The sequence below is a fragment of the Pseudomonas sp. RA_35y_Pfl2_P32 genome (genome assembly GCF_963970735.1).
Classification (GTDB): Bacteria; Pseudomonadota; Gammaproteobacteria; order Pseudomonadales; family Pseudomonadaceae; genus Aquipseudomonas.
In genome coordinates, this window is the sequence record NZ_CAXAQF010000013.1 from 105,841 (window position 1) to 124,116 (window position 18,276).

Consider the following 18,276-nt stretch of genomic DNA (forward strand, 5'->3'; position numbering starts at 1 on the left):
GATAACTCAGCCGGCGAGTTTCAGTACGCAAGGGCGACGGCCGTGGTTTCGTACAGGTTTTTGCGCCAAGGCCACAGTCATACGCACTTGAAAGTTGTGCTCTGCGCGTCCCCGTTATGCACCTTGCTATACGACACGACCAACGCAACAGAGCAATTACACTATCGCCAGTTAACTAAAGCGCAATGTGTCGACTTCGAGGTAACGCCTTTCGAACACTCACCCATAAGTTGTACACAGCTTGGAAAACAAGAAGTGTCTTGTACAACTTAGCCACCGAACAGCTGCACATTGATATGCAACATAGGGGCACGCGCCCTATGCACCAAACAGACCCGCCCTTATTACCAGCATTGAACACCAAGACGATATTTTGACGTCAATAAAAGCGCATTCAGGCCCAACTCATCGCAACCTTAGTCACTCTCAGAACTAAGCAAGAACCGTGCTGCGTATCGGCCGCTCGATCGTTGGCTGCGGCCTCCCCGCCCCGTGATTGATGGCATTTTGTAAACTTTTTGCCACCTCTCGGGTCGATAGTGGCTTGCAACCCAAGCACTTGGGTCGAGCAAGACCCGTTTTGGTGAATTACACTGCGTTCACCAACCTCATCTGTAACAAGGAATAACCAATGGGCGTGATAAGTGAGTTCAAGGCCTTCGCGGTCAAAGGGAATGTGGTCGACATGGCCGTGGGCATCATCATCGGCGCGGCGTTCGGCAAGATCGTAACGTCCTTCGTCGGTGACGTAATCATGCCGCCAATCGGCCTGCTGATCGGTGGGGTGGACTTCGGGGACCTGGCGGTTACCCTGAAAGCGGCACAGGGTGAGGCCCCGGCCGTGATGCTGGCCTACGGTAAATTCATCCAGAGCATCATCGACTTCGTGATCGTCGCATTCGCGATTTTCATGGGCGTAAAGGCCATCAACCGACTGAAGCGCGAAGAGGCCGTGGCGCCAAGCCTGCCGCCGGTTCCGACCAAGGAAGAGGAGCTGCTGGAGGAGATCCGCGACCTGCTCAAAGCGCAGAACAGCAAGCCCTGAGGCTTTGCCGGAAGAAAGAACGGCGCCCCAGGGCGCCGTTCTTTTACCAGTAGTTTTCCACCGCGACCTGGCCGGGGCGCCGACTCAGGCTCAATTGCAGGTCACGCTGCTTCAGCAGGTTGCGCGTGTCGTCGATCATTTGCGGGTTGCCGCATAACATCACGCGCGAGTGCTGCGCGGTCATCTGCACCCCCGCGGCCCGCTCCAGCTCACCCGTTTCAAGCAGGTGAGTGATCCGCCCCTGCAACGCCCCCGGATGCTGCTCGCGTGTCACCGTGGCAATGAACTGCAGCTTGTGGGCGTGCTCCGCCAGATAATCACGCCCAGCCAAACCGGCGATCAACGCCTGATACGCCAGTTCCCGGGCCTCGCGCACGCTGTACACCAGAATGATCCGCTGGAATTTCTCCCAGACCTCGAAGTCCTGCAGGATCGACAAGAAGGGCGCGATCCCGGTACCGGTGGACAACAACCACAGATCACGCCCATCGACAAATCGATCCAGGGTCAGATATCCAAAGGCCTGCCGGTCGACCAGCAAGGTATCGCCCACGTTCAAACGACTGAGCTCGCTGGTGAACTCACCACCCGGCACGACAATCGAAAAGAACTCGAGAAACTCGTCGTGGGGCGAAGACACCATGGAATAGGCCCGCCACACCGTGCTGCCGTCAGCCTTGGTCACCCCCAGGCGCGCAAACTGCCCGGCCCGGAACCGAAAACCCGCGTCGCGGGTGGTACGCAGGGTGAACAGGCTGGGGGTCAACGGCTGCACATCGAGCAAGGTCTGACGGGTGAATTTCTCTTCGCTGGCGCTCATGAGGGGCTCCGTGGGTCTGATGGGCCCAGTGTCCCGCAAAGCCAGGCGAAGAAACACCGTTGATTTGTAGTGTTATTGCCCCGCGTACGACAACACCCACCAGATAGTTAATAACTTAGGAACTGATGTTTAAGACATAGAAAATCTACGAATCCCAACCACTTAAATACCAAACAGCAGAACAGTAAAACCGAACATCAACTCGACCGAGCAACACATAACTAATTAGTTGCTTTTCGCCTCCGGCAAGAGCAAAAAAGTCGCACGCTCAATGTGGGACATATCCTACACTGTTTTCTGCTGGTTTTTGGAGGTACCCAGCACTTTCACAGTCAGGAATTGGGAGATTTTTTCAATGGATATCTGGAAGGAAACCCAGCTAAGGAAACTGGCGACAGAATCAAACATCGACGCAGCCTACAAAATCGCTCTGAACTTCTTCAATAGCATGGGTTATGAATATTGTGCATTCTCGTTGACTGCACATTCAGCAGGTCAACGTTTCGACAGCGTTAACCTTAACAACTACCCCAACGGCTGGAACACCGAGTATGAAAAAAACCACTACAGTTCCATCGACCCAACAGTAGCACATTGCCACAAATCCATGCTGCCCATCGTCTGGAGCCGTCAGACGTTTGCACAGGCTCCCGCTCTCTGGGAGGCCTTGGTGGAGCAAGGCTTGCAGTACGGCTGGTCACAACCGACGCATGACCCGAACGGTCCAAGTATCAGCATGCTCAGCATGGCCCGCAGTCATTGCCAGGTCAGCTCGTTCGAGCTTTACGAACACCTCGGCTATGCAGTTTTCATCAGTCACACGCTGCACACCCTGGCGATGCACCGGTTCTCCTGCCAGCACCCGCCCTGTGTGAACGTGAACCATCTGTCGCCGCGTGAAATCGAAGTCTTGAAATGGTCGGCGGATGGCAAGACCGCCTCGGACATTGCCACCATTCTGAGCCTCAGCGAGCGTACGGTGAATTTCCACGTCTGCAGTTCGATCAAGAAGCTGGGGGTGAACAATAAGATCTCGGCCGTGGTGAAGGCCGCCAGATCACGCATGATCTGAACGTTGAGCGGACCGCCCAGTAAATGAACCTTGCACAGCGAGGAAAACCGACGAGTATTCGCGCCGAAAAAAACGTACCATTTGCTCCGTTCTGAGTGACGACGCCCCATTCACGCGCCGCAGTCCACTCAGACGGTCCCGCCCGCCTCACCCCATGCAGACCCGCGGGACATTCGTTGATTATCCAGAGTCCCCGCCCCATGCCCCTGCTCGAAAGTCCCTTCGCTCAACTCGACCTGATTCGCCAGCCGGAACAGCCCAACGAACCGCTGCAAGCCTTCGATGCCGCAGATGAGTACCTGCTCAGTCATCTGGCCGAACAGCAGCCCGCGGCGAGCACTCGGGTCCTGGTGCTCAACGACAGCTTTGGCGCCCTGGCGGCAAGCCTGGTCGGCAAGGTGGCGCTCACCAGCAGCGGTGATTCGTTTCTCGCCGCCCTGGCCCTGGAAAAGAACCTGGTGCGCAATGGCCTGCCGTTTGATGCCGTCACGGTGTTGCCCGCCAGCGCCCCGCTGCTCGGCCCGTTCGATCGGGTGCTGATTCGTGTGCCCAAGACCCTGGCCTTGCTGGAGGAGCAGTTGATTCGCTTGCAAGGGCAATTGGCGCCCGGCGCTCAAGTGATTGCCGCGGCCATGATCAAGCATCTGCCGCGGGCAGCCGGTGAACTGCTGGAACGTTATGTCGGCCCGATGCAGGCCTCGTTGGCGGTGAAGAAGGCCCGATTGCTGATCGCCACCCCGGATGGCCGACCTGCGGCCGTTTCACCCTACCCATCGCGCTATCGTCTCGATCAACCGGCGATCGAACTGCTCAATCACGCCAACGTGTTCTGCCGTGAAGGCCTGGACATCGGGACCCGGGCCTTTCTCCCCCATCTGCCGAGCAACCTCGGCCAGGCACGGGTCGCCGACCTGGGCTGCGGCAACGGCGTGCTGGCCATTGCCAGCGCCCTGAACAACCCCGACGCCCAGTACACCCTGGTCGACGAATCGTTCATGGCCGTGCAGTCGGCGGCTGAAAACTGGCAGGCTGCGCTAGGCCAGCGCGAAGTGACCGTGCGCGCCGGCGATGGCCTGGCCGGGCAAGAGCCGCAGTCGCTGGACGTGGTGCTGTGCAATCCACCGTTCCACCAGCAACAGGTGGTGGGCGACTTCCTGGCCTGGCGCATGTTCCAGCAGGCACGCGAAGCCCTGGTCGTGGGCGGCGCCCTGTACATTGTCGGCAACCGGCACCTGGGCTATCACAGCAAACTGGCGCGCCTGTTCCGTGGCGTCGAGCAAGTCGCGGCCACGCCAAAGTTCGTGATCCTCAAAGCACGCAAGTAACCGGCCAAAAAAAACCCTCCAGCGGAGGGTTATAAATCCGTGCCGCAAGGCAACGGGATGGGAAGTCCGGTGTTCAGTGGGTACTCAAGCCGGCGGCGTTCATGAACAGGCGCATCAGGCTGGCGACCACGAACAGCGCCAGCACGCTACCGACCCAGATCCCGGCCAGCCAGCCAAGCCGGTGCCACAGCGGCTTCTTTTCAGCCTCTTCGATTTCCTGCAGAGAATGTTTATCGGCCATTGCTCAGGTCCTCGGTTGGGGGAGATGGCGCCGGTCAGGGCGCCGTCGTGCGTCTAGTGGTAGCCGTCCTCATGGGTCACCTTGCCGCGGAACACGTAATAGCTCCAGAAGGTGTAGCCCAGGATGAACGGAATGATGAACAGCGTGCCGACCAGCATGAAACCCTGGCTTTGCGGCGGTGCGGCAGCGTCCCAGATAGTGATCGATGGTGGCACGATGTACGGCCACAGGCTGATGCCCAGCCCGCTGTAGCCCAAGAAGATCAGCACCAGGGTCAACAGGAACGGGGTGTAGTGGGCATTGCGGGCCACCGCGCGCAGCAATCCGTACATGGTCACCAGCACCAGGATCGGCACCGGCAGGAACCAGAACAGATTAGGCAGGGTGAACCAGCGTGCCGCAATCTCGGCATGGGTCAGCGGCGTCCAGAGACTGACGATACCGATCACCGCCAACAACACGAACGCCAGCGGCCGCGCCAGGTTGTGCATTTGCTCCTGCAGCTTACCTTCGGTCTTCATGATCAACCAGGTGCACCCCAGCAGCGCATACGCCACCACCAGCGCCGCACCGCAGAACAGGGTGAACGGCGTCAGCCAGTCCAGGGAGCCGCCGGCAAACTGCCGGTCGACCACTTTGAAGCCATCGATAAACGCACCGAGGGCCACGCCCTGGAAGAAAGTCGCGGTGATCGAGCCACCGATAAACGCCTTGTCCCAGACGTGCACCTTGTCGTCCTTGGCCTTGAAGCGGAACTCGAAGGCCACGCCGCGAAAGATCAGGCCGATCAGCATCAGGATCAACGGCAGGTACAAGGCCGAGAGGACCACCGAATAAGCCAGCGGGAAGGCCCCGAACAACGCGGCGCCCCCCAGCACCAGCCAGGTTTCGTTACCGTCCCAGACCGGGGCAACGGTGTTCATCATCACGTCACGGTCGCTTTTGCCCTTGATGAACGGGAAAAGAATCCCGATCCCCAGGTCGAAGCCGTCCATGACCACGTACATCATGATGCCGAAGATGATGATCACGGCCCAGATCAGTGGAAGATCAATACCCATGACTCAATTCCCCTTGTTCAGGCTGTCGCTGTGGTCACCTTCAGTGCCGTCATCGGCAGCGGAAAGCGGACGGGCCGGCGTGCGTTGCTGACCAGGACCACCGTGGCTCGGTTCGGCCCCTTCGTTGAGCGTGGGCCCCTTGCGCACCAGGCGCATCATGTAGCCCAGGCCCACACCGAACAGCGAGAAATACACCACCACAAACAACGCCAGGGTAATGCTCATCTGCACCACGCTGTGCCCGGAGGAGGCATCGGCGGTGCGCATCACCCCGTAGATCACCCACGGCTGGCGCCCAATTTCCGTCGTGAACCAGCCCGCAAGAATCGCGATCAGGCCCGAAGGCCCCATCCACAGGGTCAGGTACAGGAACGCACGGTTCGAGTACAGCCGGTCACGCTTGCGCAGCCACAGGCTCCACAGGCCGGTGAAGATCATCAGCAGGCCCAGGCCGACCATGATCCGGAACGACCAGAACACGATGGTCGAGTTCGCCCGATCTTCCGGCGGGAACTCCTTGAGCGCCGGCACCTGCTTGTCCAGCGAGTGGGTCAGGATCAGGCTGCCCAGGTACGGAATTTCCACCGCGTACTTGGTCCGCTCTTCCTTCATGTCCGGCCAGCCGAACAGGATCAGCGGCGTCGGTTCGTCGCCATGGTTTTCCCAGTGCCCTTCGATCGCGGCGATTTTCGCCGGTTGGTGCTTGAGGGTGTTGAGCCCGTGGAAGTCACCGATCACCGCCTGGATCGGCGCGACGATCAACGCCATCCACATGGCCATCGACAACATGGTGCGGATCGCCGGGTTGTCGCGACCGCGCAGCAGGTGCCAGGCCGCCGACGAACCGACGAAGAACGCGGTCGCGACAAAGGCGGCAGTGGCCATGTGCATCAGGCGATAGGGGAACGACGGGTTGAAAATCACCGCAAACCAGTCCACCGGGATGACCTGGCCGTTGATGATTTCGTAACCCTGCGGGGTCTGCATCCAGCTGTTGGAGGCGAGAATCCAGAACGTCGAGATCAGCGTGCCGATCGCCACCATGACCGTGGCGAAGAAGTGCAGCCTGCGTCCCACCTTGTTCCAGCCAAACAACATGACGCCGAGGAAACCCGCCTCGAGGAAGAATGCCGTGAGCACTTCATAGGTCAGCAGCGGCCCGGTGACGGAGCCAGCGAAGTCCGAGAAACGGCTCCAGTTGGTGCCGAACTGGTAGGCCATGACCAGGCCGGAGACGACCCCCATGCCGAAGTTGACGGCAAAGATCTTCGACCAGAAATGGTAGAGGTCACGGTAGGTGTTGTTGTTGGTTTTCAGCCACAGGCCTTCGAGCACCGCCAGGTAACTCGCCAGGCCGATGGTGATCGCCGGGAACAGGATGTGGAATGAGATGGTGAACGCGAACTGAATTCGGGCGAGATCAAGTGCCTCCAAACCGAACATAAGTCTTCCTCTGTCAGGTAATACGGCTACAGGCTTGTGGCCTGCACCCACCGCCCCCACGGATATGGAGTGTGGCGAATTCGAATTCGTTCTTTTTTTACCATCATCACAACGTAGGGAGTCTGGCCATCTGGCCGCCAGAACAAATCCTCCGGGGGCTTTGATCTGGATCAAGCAACGATCAAAGAGTAGTCGCATTTCCACCGACAGAGCGTGTGGTCGATTGCCGCGTGACAGGTTGCCTCAGGACCCTGGCGCTCCCTTCCTGGCGACCTCCGCAACCTTTTGTTACAGCTTGATGATAGGCTCAGGCCTTTCCCCACCGGACCTGTCCGCCGATGCCCAACCCAGAGCCTTTGCTGTTACGCCATCAGCGCCCTTTCCTTGGGTTCTGGCTGGCGCGGATTTTCACCGCCAGCGGTTTCCAGATGCTCACCGTGGCCATTGGCTGGAACCTCTACCAACTCACTGGCAACGTGCTGGACCTGGGCTTGGTCGGGTTGGTGGAGTTCGCCCCGCGGGTGCTGTTCATGCTGCACACCGGGCATGTGGCGGACCGCTATGACCGGCGCAAGGTCGCCGCCCTCTGCCAGTCCTTGCAGGCGTTGATTGCCCTGGCCCTGACCATCGGCAGCGCCACCGACCAGGTGACCCGTGAACTGATCTTCATCCTCGCGTTCCTGCTGGGGGCCGCCCGCTCGTTCGAGTTGCCCACCACCCAGGCCCTGCTGCCCAGCATCGTGCCCACCGCCCTGTTCCCACGCGCGGTGGCGGCCGCCCAGTCGGCGCAACAGTCGGCCACCATCGTCGCCCCGGCCCTCGGCGGCCTGCTCTATGCCTTTGGCAGCGTCTGGGTCTACGGGCCAACGGTGCTCTTGTACGTCATCGCCTGCACCCTGATGCTCAACCTGCCCGCGCGGCAAACCCCGCTGAACAAAGGCAAGGCCACCCTGGATTCACTGCTGGCCGGTGTTCGCTTCATCCGCAGTCGCCCGGACATTCTCGGGGCGATCTCCCTGGACCTGTTCGCCGTACTGCTGGGCGGCGCCACCGCGCTGCTGCCGGTGTTCGCCAAGGACATCCTGCTGACCGGGCCATGGGGCCTGGGGTTGCTGCGCTCGGCACCGGCAGTGGGCGCCCTGTTGATGTCACTCTGGCTGGCGCGGTTTGCCGTGGAGCGCCAAGTGGGGCGGGTGATGTTTACCGCCGTCGGCGTGTTCGGCGTGGCGACCATAGCCTTTGGCCTGTCGACGTCATTCTGGTTCTCGTTGGCGGTGCTGGTGGTGCTGGGGGCGGCGGACATGATCAGCATGGTGATCCGCGCGTCTTTCGTGCAACTGGAAACCCCGGATGAAATGCGCGGCCGGGTCAGCGCGGTGAACGGCTTGTTCATCGGCGCGTCGAATCAGTTGGGTGAGTTCGAGTCCGGCCTGACGGCGCACTGGTTCGGCACCGTGCCGGCGGTGGTGATGGGTGGTGTCGGCACGCTGTTGGTCACCGGGACCTGGATCAAGCTGTTCCCCACCCTGGCCCAGCGTGATCGCATGCATGTGCCAGTGGAGGCGCCCAAGGACTCGACGAGCGCCGCTAAGCCAGCAGTTCCCGCGCCACCGCAACCTTGACCGCCCTGCCGCACAGTTGCTCCACCAGCTGCAGGGCAAAGGCCAGGGCCGCTGCCGAACCCTGGGCCGTGATGCAGTTGCCGTCGACCACCACCGGCTGATCGACGAAGGTGCAGCCCAGCAGTTGTTGGCTGACAGCGGGCAGGCAGGTCATGCGTCGCTGGCGCAACACGCCGAAAGCCTGAAGGGCGAGTGCCGGTGATTCGGCGATGGCGGCGAACAACCGGCCAGCGGCGGCCTGGTCCTTGAGCAACTGCTGCAACGGCTGATGGGCGGCCAGGTGCTTGCCACCGACGGCACCGCCGGGCAGGACAATCAGGTCGAAGGGTTGCGCCAGCACATCCACCAACATCGCATCGGCAGTCAGGCGTGTGCCCCGGGCGCACGTCAGCATGCGCCGCGCCTCGATGCTGGCCACCACCACTTCGACGTTCGCCCGGCGCAGCACGTCGATCAGGGTGACGCTTTGCAGGTCGTCGATGCCCTCGGCAAGGGTAATCAGGGCTCTAAAGGTCATGGTCAGTGTCCACAGGGTGATCCTTAAAGCGTAGTCACCTTTACCGACAGGCGTTCAAGTCCCCTGCCCAGCAGCGCCCACTACTTGATGTAGATCTGGGTCGACAGGCTGTTGGCGGGCGCGTTGATCGAGGTATTGCGGAACGTGAAAGTGCCACGCTGCTTGCCGGCCATATCAAAGATATAGAGGTAGCCGACGATCTTGCTGACCATGCCGGCGCAATCCGTCAGGTCACCGTTGTCAGAGGCACACACCCGGGTGCGCTCGCCGTCGATGTCCGCGCCATCCAGCCCGACCTGGGGCGAACGACCATAACCGACCTCCAGCACGTAGATCTTGATGTTCGGCCCTTCGTGATCACAGTGGGTTTGCGCCTGCCCGGGACTGATGTCCTCCATGCCGCAGGTCGGCGACTGGACCTTGAGCACCTTGATTTCGCTCAGCGGCGGCGCGGAAGCCGCCTCGGCCACCTGCATGCCGGACAACAGGGTGCCACACACGCCCACCACCAGACTCAACCTGCGCTTTTTAGAAAACATGACCGCTCCCGAAACCAGCGCGCAGTATGCCCCACTCGTCTCAATGGCAAAACATCGCCGACGATCGCAGCCATAGCCCCAAGCTGCTGGTATGATGCGCGGCTTTTTCCGACCGACAGAAAAATCCCGGGCGCCTGCGGTGGCCTGTGCTTTGCTGTTCAAGTCGATACATTCACGGCGCACGATGCGCCACGGGGAGCAGACATGCTGGAAAGGCTGTTTCAACTCAAGGCACACAACACCAACGTGCGCACCGAGATTCTTGCGGGCGTCACGACCTTCCTGGCCATGGCCTACATTCTGTTCGTCAACCCGAGCATCCTCGGCGAGACCGGCATGGACAAGGGCGCGGTGTTTGTCGCGACCTGCCTGGCAGCCGCCATCGGCTCCGCCGTGATGGGCCTGATTGCCAACTACCCGATCGCGCTGGCACCGGGCATGGGCCTGAACGCCTTCTTTACCTACACCGTGGTCCTGCACATGGGCCACACTTGGCAAGTGGCGCTGGGCGCGGTATTCATTTCGGCAGTGCTGTTCTTCCTGCTGTCGATCTTCCGCATCCGCGAATGGATCATCAACAGCATCCCGCTGCCGCTGCGTTCGGCGATTGCCGCCGGTATCGGCCTGTTCCTGGCCCTGATTGCCCTGCACAACGCCGGCATCGTGGTCAGTAACCCAGCGACCATGGTCGGCCTCGGTGACCTGAAGCAACCGGCACCGATCCTCGCGACCCTGGGCTTTGCCCTGATCGTGGCCCTGGAGGCCCTGAAAGTGCGCGGCGCGGTGCTGATCGGCATCCTGACCGTGACCATCGCGTCCATCGCCCTGGGTTTCACCCCGTTCGGTGGCGTGGTGTCGATGCCGCCCTCCCTGGCGCCGACCTTCCTGCAACTGGACATCAAGGGTGCCCTGGACATCGGTCTGGTCAGCGTGATCTTCGCCTTCCTGTTCGTCGACCTGTTCGACAACTCCGGCACCCTGATCGGCGTCGCCAAGCGCGCCGGCCTGATGGGCAAGGACGGCCACATGCCGAAAATGGGCCGGGCGCTGATCGCCGACAGTACGGCGGCCATGGCCGGCTCCCTGCTGGGCACCTCGACCACCACCAGCTACATCGAATCGGCAGCGGGCGTCTCTGCCGGCGGCCGGACCGGTCTCACCGCCGTGGTCGTGGCCATCCTGTTCCTGCTGGCACTGTTCTTCTCGCCACTGGCCGCCAGCGTTCCGGCTTTCGCCACCGCGCCGGCCCTGCTGTTCGTCGCCGTGCTGATGACTTCCGGCCTGGCGGAAATAGACTGGGATGACATCACCGTGGCTGCGCCCGTGGTGATCACCGCCCTGGCGATGCCTTTCACTTACTCCATCGCCAACGGCATTGCCTTCGGTTTCATCGCCTGGACCGCAATCAAACTGCTGTCCGGTCGTGGCCGCGAGCTGAACCCGGCGCTGGTGATTCTCTCCATTCTGTTCGTGATCAAGTTGGGTTGGTTCAACGCATGACATTCGATTCCCAGGCTTACGCCGCTCAGCTCGAAGACAAGGTCACGCGCCTGCGTGACCTGCTGGCCCCGTTCGACGCCCCGCAACCTGAGGTGTTCGACTCGCCGCTGGCCAACTTCCGCCTGCGCGCCGAATTCCGCCTGTGGCGCGAAGCCGGCGAGCGGCACTACGCAATGTTTTCCCAGGAAGACAAGCGCACGCCAATCCTGATCGAAGAGTTCCCGATCGCCAGCCTGCGCATCAACCAATTGATGCCGCAGCTCAAGGCCGCCTGGCAGGCCAGCGCCGCCTTGAGCCACAAGCTGTTCCAGGTGGAGTTCCTGACCACCCTGGCCGGCGACGCGATGATTACCCTGTGCTACCACCGCCCGCTCGACGAGCATTGGCATGCGGCGGCCAGCCAGTTGGCTGCCGACTTGAATGTCAGTGTGATCGGCCGCTCCAAGGGCAAGCGCGAAGTGATCGGCCAGGATTATGTGGTCGAGAAACTGGAAGTCGGCGGGCGGACCTTCAGCTATCGCCAGCCCGAAGGTGCGTTCACCCAGCCCAACGGTACGGTGAACCAGAAGATGCTCAACTGGGCGTATGACGCCCTGTGCGAGCGCCCGGACGATCTGCTGGAGTTGTACTGCGGCAACGGCAACTTCACCCTGCCCCTGGCGACCCGCGTAGGCAAAGTACTGGCCACGGAAATCAGCAAGACCTCGGTCAATGCCGCGCTGAGCAACCTCAGCGAAAACGCGGTGGATAACGTCACCCTGGTGCGGCTGTCCGCCGAAGAGTTGACCGAAGCCTTGAATGAAGTGCGCCCGTTCCGCCGCCTGCACGGTATCGACTTGAAGAGCTACGCATTCGGCAGCGTGTTCGTCGACCCGCCGCGCGCCGGCATGGACCCGGACACCTGCGAGCTGACCCGGCGTTTCGACAACATCCTGTACATCTCGTGCAACCCAGAGACCTTGGCGGCCAACATCGCCCAGTTGCACGACACGCACCGCATCACCCGTTGCGCGATGTTCGATCAGTTCCCGTGGACCCACCACATGGAATCCGGGGTCTTGCTGACCCGCCGTTGATCGCTGATCACGGCCCACAAAAAAGCCGTCCCGAGGGACGGCTTTTTTGTGGGTGCCCGGTTCAGGCCTGCAGGTAGCGCAGCACCGCCTCACAAATCATCTGCCGATGACGCTGCTTGACCGCCACATCGGGCAGGTCGATGTGGAAAATCTCGCCGACGGTGTGACGGTTCGACACCCGGTAGAAACAGAACGACCTGATCAACAGGTGCACATCGAGCGGGTTGATCCCATCGCGGAACACCCCCTCCTCGACCCCGCGATGCACAATCGTCCCCAGGGAATCGAGAAGGGTGTTGTTCATCGCCTTGATCGTCTGGGACTGCTTCACATACTCGGCGTTGTGGATGTTCTCGATGCTGACGATGCGTACGAAATCGACATTACGATCATGGTGGTCGAAGGTGAACTCCACCAGCCGCCGAATCGCCTCGCGCGGTGCGAGCTCGGCGAGGTGCAAGTGGTTCTCGGAACTGCGGATATCCCCGTAGAGTTTCTCCAGCACCTCGACATAGAGCTGCTCCTTACTCCCGAAGTAGTAATAGATCATGCGCTTGGAGGTCTGGATTCGTTCGGCGATGGCATCCACTCGCGCCCCGGACAACCCCTGCTGGACGAACTCGACAATCGCTTCTTGAAGGATGTTCTCGCGGGTCTTTTCCGGGTTGTTCTTGCGACTCTTGCGCGGCTCGAGCGTGGACGCTTCGGGCGCTACGGGAAGGTCTGAGGGCATTCTCATTCCAGGCTCTTGGCCAACGCTGTATACGCCGGCGATTATGGGCCGCGCGATGCAGCGAAGGAAGTATCGCTACCGCGTATAGCCCCCCCGCTTACGATTTCAATACAACTTGTCCCGGCACTCTGCGGCGCTGTCGCTCACCTGCGTTTACACATTGACCGTCACTTTTCGCGCCGTAGCTGGTATGCAGACACCAGGCAATGAATGCCGCTCAACTCACAAGGAATGTCGACATGCTATGGAACAAAGCCCGTCCCAGCGATAACGTCACCGATACCCGCCAATCCCCCTCCAACCGCGTCCCCCCGAGCAAGAAACTCGTGATCGCCCTCGGTGCTGCCGCCCTCTCGGGGGTCGTGGCGCTGGGCAGCCTGACCGCCCCCCAGGAGGCTGGCCCGGCATCGCCGCCCGTGAGCGAAGTCACGCCGGAAAACACCGATGACCTCGACCTGGCGTTCGTGCGCGCGGTGCTCGGGGATACCGAAGACACTTGGAAAGCCCTGTTTCTAGCCCTGGACCAACCCTACCCTGAACCCACCCTGACCCTCTTCGAGCAGGGCGTGACTTCCGCCTGCGGTTACGCTTCGTCGGCGGTCGGGCCGTTCTATTGCCCAGACAATCAGGCGCTGTACCTGGACCTGGGTTTTTTCCGCAAGATGGCCCAGCAGATGCCCCACTTCGGCGAGTTTGCCCAGGCCTATGTCATCGCCCATGAAGTCGGTCATCACGTGCAAACCCGCCTGGGATTATCCCGGCCCTTCGACGAAGCCCTGAATGCCGGCCAAGCCACGGCCGGTGACCACGGCCTGGAGGTGCGCGCGGAATTGCAGGCCGATTGCCTGGCGGGCGTCTGGGCGCACCATGCCCAGCAGCGCCTGAACTGGCTCGAACCCGGGGACCTGCACGCCGCGCTGGAAGCGGCCGCGGTGTTCGGCGACGATTACCGGCGCGGGAACCAAACGAGCGGGCCGATGCCTGAGACCTTCACTCACGGTACTTCCGCGCAGCGGGTGCGCTGGTTCGAGCGCGGTTACGAGCAAGGTCGCATCGAGCAATGCGACACCTTCTCGGCCACGGTGCTGTAGCCCGGCAGCGTCGTACTTCGAATGCCATACTACCTTTCGTCCGCCATCGTCTGACGACCGGACTGGCGACTATCCCACTCACCAGCAACACTCACACCACGCGCAATCAGAGGATTCCCACATGTTATGGAAAAAAGGCCGCCGCAGTGACAACGTGGTGGATGCCCGCGGTGAGGGGGGCGGTGGCGGTGGCATGCGTTTCGGCGGGGGCAAGGGGCTGAGCCTCACGGCCATCGTGCTGATCATCGGGATCGGCTGGATCACCGGGCAGGACCCGATGCAGATTCTCGGGCAACTGGCCGGGCAAATGGACCCGCAATCAGCCCCCGCCACCACGCAAACCCGCAAGGTGCCACCGGCCAATGACGAACAGGCAGAATTTGTGGCGCGGATCCTCGGTGACACCGAAGACACCTGGGGCCCGATCTTTCAGCAGGCTGGGCGCCAGTACGCGGCGCCCAAGCTGACGCTGTTCAGCGGCCGAGTCAGCTCGGCCTGCGGCGGCGCCTCGGCGGCGACCGGGCCGTTCTACTGCCCGGCAGATCAAAAGGTGTACCTGGACATGAGCTTCTTCCAGGAAATGTCCCAGCGGTTCGGCGCCGCCGGCGACTTCGCCCAGGCGTATGTGATCGCTCACGAAGTCGGCCACCACGTACAGACCCTGCTGGGGGTGTCTGCCAAAATCCAGGCCGCGCGCCAGCAAGGGCAACGCATGGAAGGCGATGGCGGACTGCTGGTGCGCCAGGAGCTGCAGGCCGATTGCCTGGCCGGGGTCTGGGCCAACCATGCGCAGAAGCGTTTGAACTGGCTTGAGCCCGGTGATATTGAAGAAGCCATGAACGCCGCCAACGCCATCGGCGACGATCGTTTGCAGCAACAGGGTCAGGGTCGTGTGGTCCCGGACTCATTCACCCACGGCACCTCGGCGCAACGCGTACGCTGGTTCAAGACCGGCTTCGCCCAGGGCCAGATCAGTCAATGCGACACCTTTGCCTCGAAGAGTCTCTAAATGGAAAAACGCTGGCTGGCGGTATTCGTTCTGCTCTTGGGGGTGTACCCCGCTATAAGCGGCTGACCACGGGGTGAAAGACATCAGCCCCGGCCGCCTGGACCTGGGCGTAGGGGAACTGGCCGTTGGCGTCAGCCAGACGTCACCGAAGATCCAGCGGGTACTGATCATCCTCCATGGGCGTTTGCGCAATGCCGAAACCTACCGGCAAAGCGTCGAGAAAGCTGCGGCGCAGGCCGGACAGAGTGCCAGCACCCTGGTGATCGCTCCGCAGTTTCTCAATGAGTCCGACATAACGCGGCATCAACTGGCCGACAGCGTACTGCGCTGGCGTGGCAACGAATGGATGGCCGGCGACTTGTCCACAGGCCCCCAGGCGCTGAGCGCCTATGCCGTGCTCGACCGCTTGCTGACCCGCCTGAGCAATCGCCGGGAGTACCCGACCCTCAAGGAAGTGGTGATTGCCGGACACTCCGGTGGTGGGCAAGTGGTGCAGCGTTTTGCCTTGCTCGGGGATGACCAGCCGGCCCTGCGCCAGGCCGGCGTCAAGGTCCGCTACGTGATCGCCAACCCCTCGTCCTACACCTACTTCGATCGACAGCGGCGGGTGTCCGTGGACCGCAAGAAATGCCCCGACTTCAACGATTGGAAGGACGGCCTGGACAAACTGCCGGCCTACGCCAAGGGCCAGACGGTGCAGTCACTGGAGCAGCGCTACATCGAGCGTGACATCACCTATCTGCTCGGCCAACTGGACACCAATGCGATCCAACCGGCCCTGGACAAGACCTGCGCCGCCCTGGCCCAGGGTCCGTCACGCCAGGAGCGCGGGCTCAACTGTTTCAACTACCTGACCCAGCGCCACCCACAAGGGCTCAAACAGCACCTGGTGCAAGTGCCCGGGGTCGGGCACAACGGTGACAAGATGTTCACCTCGCCGCAGGGCCAGCAAGCGCTGTTTCGCTGGTGAATACAACGCCCTCAGGCGCCTGGGACCGACAGCAGATCACGCAGTGCCACACAGTCGGCGGCGTGCCAGTCGGTCAACTCCGGCCACGGGTTGTCCGGTAGATTCACCAGCACCGTGCGCGTGCCCGCCGCGCGGCCGCAATCGAGGTCAAACCGGTAGTCACCGACCATCACCATATTGGCGGGGGCCACATCCCAGGCCTCGGCCAGCTTCAGCAATCCACCGGGATGGGGCTTGGGCGGCGCGTCGTCGCGGCCCAGCACATCCTCGACCGCAAAGCAGTCCGCCAGGCCAATGGCCTGGAGCGTGATGTGAGCCAGTTCCTGGGCATTGCGGGTGAGGATGCCCAGGCGATACCCCCGCCCGGCCAACTCACGCACCAGCTCGACGGCGCCAGGGGCCGGCTGCGAACCCAGCGCCAGGTCCCGCTCGTGCTCCAGCAGCCAGGCATGCTTGGCCGCGGCCTCGGCGGCTGGCAGCGCGGCAAGATGGGTCAGGATGTCGTGTTCGGGGGGAATCGCCAGGGCCTGGCGAATCGCCGCAAAATCATGCACGGCCACGGTCAGGGTGCCGTCCATGTCGAACACCCAATGGCGTACCTGCGCCAGGCTCACGCCCAATCCTTGCGGTGGCGAATCAGGCCTTCCTGAGTGACCGAGGCCACCAGTTTGCCGGCGCGGTTGAACACGCTGCCGCGAGAAAAACCCCGGGAGTTACCGGCCCATGGGCTGTCCATGGCGTACAGCAGCCAATCATCGGCACGCACGTCGGCGTGGAACCACAAGGCGTGGTCGAGGCTGGCCACCTGCATGTCTTTTTGCCAGACCGATTTGCCGTGGGGCAGCAATGAAGTGACCAGCAGGCCGAAATCAGAGGCGTAGGCCAGCAGATACTTGTGCAGCGCCGGCGAGTCGGCCAGCGCACCGTCGGCGCGGAACCAGACGTACTTGACCGGGTCGGCCGGCTGCGGATTGTAGGGGTCGCTGCCGGTCACCGGGCGAAACTCGATCGGCTTGGGGCACAACAGTTTTTCGCGCATGTGTTCGGGGATCAGGTGCGCCCGTTGCTGGGTCAGTTCCAGTTCCGACGGCAGGTTTTGCGGGCCGACCACCTGGGGCATCGCGCTCTGATGGTCGAACCCTTCTTCGTCGTACTGGAACGAAGCACTGCAGGTGAAGATCGGGTGGCCCTTCTGGATCGCAGTCACCCGGCGAGTGCTGAAGCTGCCGCCGTCGCGTACCCGATCCACCTGGTAGACCACCGGCAAACCGGCGTCGCCCGGACGCAAGAAATAACCGTGCATCGAATGCACGTGACGCGCTTCTTCTACGGTCTGGCTGGCCGCCGACAGGGACTGGCCCAGCACCTGGCCGCCGAACAACTGACGAAAACCCAGGTCCTGGCTACGGCCGCGAAACAGGTTTTCTTCGATCGGTTCCAGGGTCAGCAGGTCGACCAGATCTTCCAGCACTTGGCTCATTCAGACTCTCCTCACACAGAGCAATGCCGCGCAGTCTTGGCTGCGGCGGTCAATTCAGGTGTTGGCCCGGGCCAACATTGCGCACATTGTAAACATCCCGGCCAGCTTATCCATGCAAGGTTTCCAACCATTGCTCCCGGGTGATGCGGTACAACACGTGGCTACGCAGCGGATGACCGGGTTCCAGCCTGGGATGCTGGAAATCGCCTGCCGGATCAGGGTGCATGCCAATGGCTTGCATGACTTTCTGTGACGGCAGGTTGGTCACGGTGGTAAAGGCCACGACCTGATCCAGCTGCAAGCGGTCAAAGCCGCAGCGCAGAGCGGTCCAGGCCGCTTCGCTGGCGTACCCCAGGCCCCAGTGCTCGCGGGCCAGGCGCCACCCGATTTCGGTGGCGGGCGTGAACGGAGCGTCGAACCCGACCACCCCCAAGCCGGTGAATCCGATGAATGCACCGCTGTCCTTGCGCTCCAGCGCCCATCCTCCAAAACCGTGCTCAGCAAAATGTCCGCGGATTCGCCCGATCAATGCAGCGCTTTCCAGACGACTCAAGGGTGCCGGGAAATAGCGCATGACTTGCGGGTCGGCACACATCGCGGCAAATTCCGGCAAATCTTCATCACGCCACTGGCGCATCAGCAGCCGCGCGCTCTCAAGTTCCAGTATCGGCTCCATCGCTCCCCTCCGTTTCCCTGCAAACAAGTCTAGATCGCTGGTAGGATCCTTCACTT

The 18,276-nt window shown here is 61.8% G+C and carries 19 protein-coding genes; 9 read left to right on the top strand and 10 right to left on the bottom strand.

All coding sequences use genetic code 11. The features are described 5' to 3' along the window. The first annotated feature begins 631 nt into the window (after positions 1 to 631). Positions 632 to 1,045 (top strand): large-conductance mechanosensitive channel protein MscL, encoded by a 414-nt coding sequence (gene mscL, locus AACY45_RS14900; protein ID WP_339546165.1) that lies wholly within the window; start codon positions 632 to 634, stop codon positions 1,043 to 1,045. Positions 1,046 to 1,088: 43 nt separating this feature from the next. Here the strand turns inward: mscL and AACY45_RS14905 are convergent, their stop codons facing one another. Then, positions 1,089 to 1,865 carry a ferredoxin--NADP reductase gene (locus AACY45_RS14905; protein WP_339546167.1) on the bottom strand — a complete coding sequence of 259 codons (777 nt, stop codon included), beginning with the start codon at positions 1,863 to 1,865 and terminating at the stop codon, positions 1,089 to 1,091. A 355-nt stretch (positions 1,866 to 2,220) separates the two neighbouring features. Between AACY45_RS14905 and AACY45_RS14910 the strand changes: the two genes are divergently transcribed. Both AACY45_RS14910 and AACY45_RS14915 read left to right on the top strand, forming a co-directional pair. After that, positions 2,221 to 2,937 carry a LuxR family transcriptional regulator gene (locus AACY45_RS14910; protein WP_339546168.1) on the top strand — a complete coding sequence of 239 codons (717 nt, stop codon included), beginning with the start codon at positions 2,221 to 2,223 and terminating at the stop codon, positions 2,935 to 2,937. A 200-nt stretch (positions 2,938 to 3,137) separates the two neighbouring features. After that, complete coding sequence (locus AACY45_RS14915) at positions 3,138 to 4,262, top strand: methyltransferase (protein WP_339546169.1); 1,125 nt, start codon at positions 3,138 to 3,140, stop codon at positions 4,260 to 4,262. A 73-nt stretch (positions 4,263 to 4,335) separates the two neighbouring features. Here AACY45_RS14915 and AACY45_RS14920 read toward each other — a convergent pair whose 3' ends face one another. From AACY45_RS14920 to AACY45_RS14930, 3 genes are read right to left on the bottom strand one after another with little or no spacing between them, the layout of a single operon-like run. Continuing rightward, the gene (locus AACY45_RS14920) at positions 4,336 to 4,503 is read right to left on the bottom strand and encodes a DUF2474 domain-containing protein (protein WP_166591528.1); all 168 of its coding nucleotides are present in this window, start codon (positions 4,501 to 4,503) and stop codon (positions 4,336 to 4,338) included. A 53-nt stretch (positions 4,504 to 4,556) separates the two neighbouring features. Continuing rightward, complete coding sequence (gene cydB, locus AACY45_RS14925) at positions 4,557 to 5,564, bottom strand: cytochrome d ubiquinol oxidase subunit II (RefSeq protein WP_339546170.1); 1,008 nt, start codon at positions 5,562 to 5,564, stop codon at positions 4,557 to 4,559. 3 nt (positions 5,565 to 5,567) lie between these two features. Continuing rightward, positions 5,568 to 7,007 (bottom strand): cytochrome ubiquinol oxidase subunit I, encoded by a 1,440-nt coding sequence (locus AACY45_RS14930; RefSeq protein WP_339546171.1) that lies wholly within the window; start codon positions 7,005 to 7,007, stop codon positions 5,568 to 5,570. A gap of 338 nt (positions 7,008 to 7,345) precedes the next feature. Here AACY45_RS14930 and AACY45_RS14935 point away from each other — a divergent pair, with 338 nt between their 5' ends. Then, positions 7,346 to 8,629, top strand: coding sequence for an MFS transporter (locus AACY45_RS14935; protein WP_339546172.1), 1,284 nt, complete (start codon positions 7,346 to 7,348; stop codon positions 8,627 to 8,629). Here the strand turns inward: AACY45_RS14935 and AACY45_RS14940 are convergent. Beyond that, on the bottom strand, positions 8,595 to 9,146 hold the full coding sequence (locus tag AACY45_RS14940; protein WP_166591532.1) for a DJ-1 family glyoxalase III: 552 nt from the start codon (positions 9,144 to 9,146) through the stop codon (positions 8,595 to 8,597). The two genes, AACY45_RS14935 and AACY45_RS14940, sit on opposite strands and share 35 nt — an antisense overlap. 80 nt (positions 9,147 to 9,226) lie before the next feature. Next, positions 9,227 to 9,685, bottom strand: coding sequence for a DUF4879 domain-containing protein (locus AACY45_RS14945; protein ID WP_339546173.1), 459 nt, complete (start codon positions 9,683 to 9,685; stop codon positions 9,227 to 9,229). A gap of 204 nt (positions 9,686 to 9,889) precedes the next feature. Between AACY45_RS14945 and AACY45_RS14950 the strand changes: the two genes are divergently transcribed. Further along, the gene (locus AACY45_RS14950) at positions 9,890 to 11,185 is read left to right on the top strand and encodes an NCS2 family permease (protein ID WP_339546174.1); all 1,296 of its coding nucleotides are present in this window, start codon (positions 9,890 to 9,892) and stop codon (positions 11,183 to 11,185) included. Continuing rightward, on the top strand, positions 11,182 to 12,261 hold the full coding sequence (gene trmA / locus AACY45_RS14955) for a tRNA (uridine(54)-C5)-methyltransferase TrmA (protein WP_339546175.1): 1,080 nt from the start codon (positions 11,182 to 11,184) through the stop codon (positions 12,259 to 12,261). Before AACY45_RS14950 ends, trmA begins: the two co-directional genes overlap by 4 nt. A 61-nt stretch (positions 12,262 to 12,322) precedes the next feature. Here trmA and AACY45_RS14960 read toward each other — a convergent pair whose 3' ends face one another. Continuing rightward, entirely contained in the window at positions 12,323 to 13,000 is a 678-nt protein-coding gene (locus tag AACY45_RS14960; protein WP_339546176.1) for a TetR/AcrR family transcriptional regulator, read from the bottom strand. A gap of 233 nt (positions 13,001 to 13,233) precedes the next feature. Between AACY45_RS14960 and ypfJ (AACY45_RS14965) the strand changes: the two genes are divergently transcribed. From ypfJ (AACY45_RS14965) to AACY45_RS14975, 3 genes are all read left to right on the top strand, one after another. After that, on the top strand, positions 13,234 to 14,085 hold the full coding sequence (gene ypfJ, locus AACY45_RS14965) for a KPN_02809 family neutral zinc metallopeptidase (RefSeq protein WP_339546177.1): 852 nt from the start codon (positions 13,234 to 13,236) through the stop codon (positions 14,083 to 14,085). 121 nt (positions 14,086 to 14,206) lie between these two features. After that, a complete protein-coding gene (gene ypfJ, locus AACY45_RS14970; RefSeq protein ID WP_339546178.1) occupies positions 14,207 to 15,094 on the top strand; it encodes a KPN_02809 family neutral zinc metallopeptidase in 888 nt (295 codons plus the stop codon). A 73-nt stretch (positions 15,095 to 15,167) separates the two neighbouring features. Then, complete coding sequence (locus AACY45_RS14975; protein WP_339546179.1) at positions 15,168 to 16,064, top strand: alpha/beta hydrolase; 897 nt, start codon at positions 15,168 to 15,170, stop codon at positions 16,062 to 16,064. A gap of 11 nt (positions 16,065 to 16,075) precedes the next feature. On the opposite strand, the gene AACY45_RS14980 is transcribed toward AACY45_RS14975, so the two are convergent. The 3 genes from AACY45_RS14980 to AACY45_RS14990 all read right to left on the bottom strand — a co-directional run bounded on the left by AACY45_RS14980 (position 16,076) and on the right by AACY45_RS14990 (position 18,220). Next, positions 16,076 to 16,678: an HAD family hydrolase gene (locus tag AACY45_RS14980; protein WP_339546180.1), complete on the bottom strand. Its 603-nt coding sequence runs from the start codon at positions 16,676 to 16,678 to the stop codon at positions 16,076 to 16,078. Further along, a complete protein-coding gene (gene tesB, locus AACY45_RS14985; protein WP_339546181.1) occupies positions 16,675 to 17,544 on the bottom strand; it encodes an acyl-CoA thioesterase II in 870 nt (289 codons plus the stop codon). The genes AACY45_RS14980 and tesB overlap by 4 nt, the downstream gene beginning before the upstream one ends. A gap of 106 nt (positions 17,545 to 17,650) precedes the next feature. Then, entirely contained in the window at positions 17,651 to 18,220 is a 570-nt protein-coding gene (locus AACY45_RS14990) for a GNAT family N-acetyltransferase (RefSeq protein WP_339546182.1), read from the bottom strand. Between the last annotated feature and the right edge of the window lie 56 nt (positions 18,221 to 18,276).

What these genes read in the sequence shown, in the direction of transcription:
- mscL (WP_339546165.1), top strand. Translation starts at nt 632, where the DNA reads ATGGGCGTGATAAGTGAGTTCAAGGCCTTCGCGGTCAAAGGGAATGTG.
- AACY45_RS14905 (WP_339546167.1), bottom strand. Translation starts at nt 1,865, where the DNA reads ATGAGCGCCAGCGAAGAGAAATTCACCCGTCAGACCTTGCTCGATGTG.
- AACY45_RS14910 (WP_339546168.1), top strand. Translation starts at nt 2,221, where the DNA reads ATGGATATCTGGAAGGAAACCCAGCTAAGGAAACTGGCGACAGAATCA.
- AACY45_RS14915 (WP_339546169.1), top strand. Translation starts at nt 3,138, where the DNA reads ATGCCCCTGCTCGAAAGTCCCTTCGCTCAACTCGACCTGATTCGCCAG.
- AACY45_RS14920 (WP_166591528.1), bottom strand. Translation starts at nt 4,503, where the DNA reads ATGGCCGATAAACATTCTCTGCAGGAAATCGAAGAGGCTGAAAAGAAG.
- cydB (WP_339546170.1), bottom strand. Translation starts at nt 5,564, where the DNA reads ATGGGTATTGATCTTCCACTGATCTGGGCCGTGATCATCATCTTCGGC.
- AACY45_RS14930 (WP_339546171.1), bottom strand. Translation starts at nt 7,007, where the DNA reads ATGTTCGGTTTGGAGGCACTTGATCTCGCCCGAATTCAGTTCGCGTTC.
- AACY45_RS14935 (WP_339546172.1), top strand. Translation starts at nt 7,346, where the DNA reads ATGCCCAACCCAGAGCCTTTGCTGTTACGCCATCAGCGCCCTTTCCTT.
- AACY45_RS14940 (WP_166591532.1), bottom strand. Translation starts at nt 9,146, where the DNA reads ATGACCTTTAGAGCCCTGATTACCCTTGCCGAGGGCATCGACGACCTG.
- AACY45_RS14945 (WP_339546173.1), bottom strand. Translation starts at nt 9,685, where the DNA reads ATGTTTTCTAAAAAGCGCAGGTTGAGTCTGGTGGTGGGCGTGTGTGGC.
- AACY45_RS14950 (WP_339546174.1), top strand. Translation starts at nt 9,890, where the DNA reads ATGCTGGAAAGGCTGTTTCAACTCAAGGCACACAACACCAACGTGCGC.
- trmA (WP_339546175.1), top strand. Translation starts at nt 11,182, where the DNA reads ATGACATTCGATTCCCAGGCTTACGCCGCTCAGCTCGAAGACAAGGTC.
- AACY45_RS14960 (WP_339546176.1), bottom strand. Translation starts at nt 13,000, where the DNA reads ATGAGAATGCCCTCAGACCTTCCCGTAGCGCCCGAAGCGTCCACGCTC.
- ypfJ (WP_339546177.1), top strand. Translation starts at nt 13,234, where the DNA reads ATGCTATGGAACAAAGCCCGTCCCAGCGATAACGTCACCGATACCCGC.
- ypfJ (WP_339546178.1), top strand. Translation starts at nt 14,207, where the DNA reads ATGTTATGGAAAAAAGGCCGCCGCAGTGACAACGTGGTGGATGCCCGC.
- tesB (WP_339546181.1), bottom strand. Translation starts at nt 17,544, where the DNA reads ATGAGCCAAGTGCTGGAAGATCTGGTCGACCTGCTGACCCTGGAACCG.
- AACY45_RS14990 (WP_339546182.1), bottom strand. Translation starts at nt 18,220, where the DNA reads ATGGAGCCGATACTGGAACTTGAGAGCGCGCGGCTGCTGATGCGCCAG.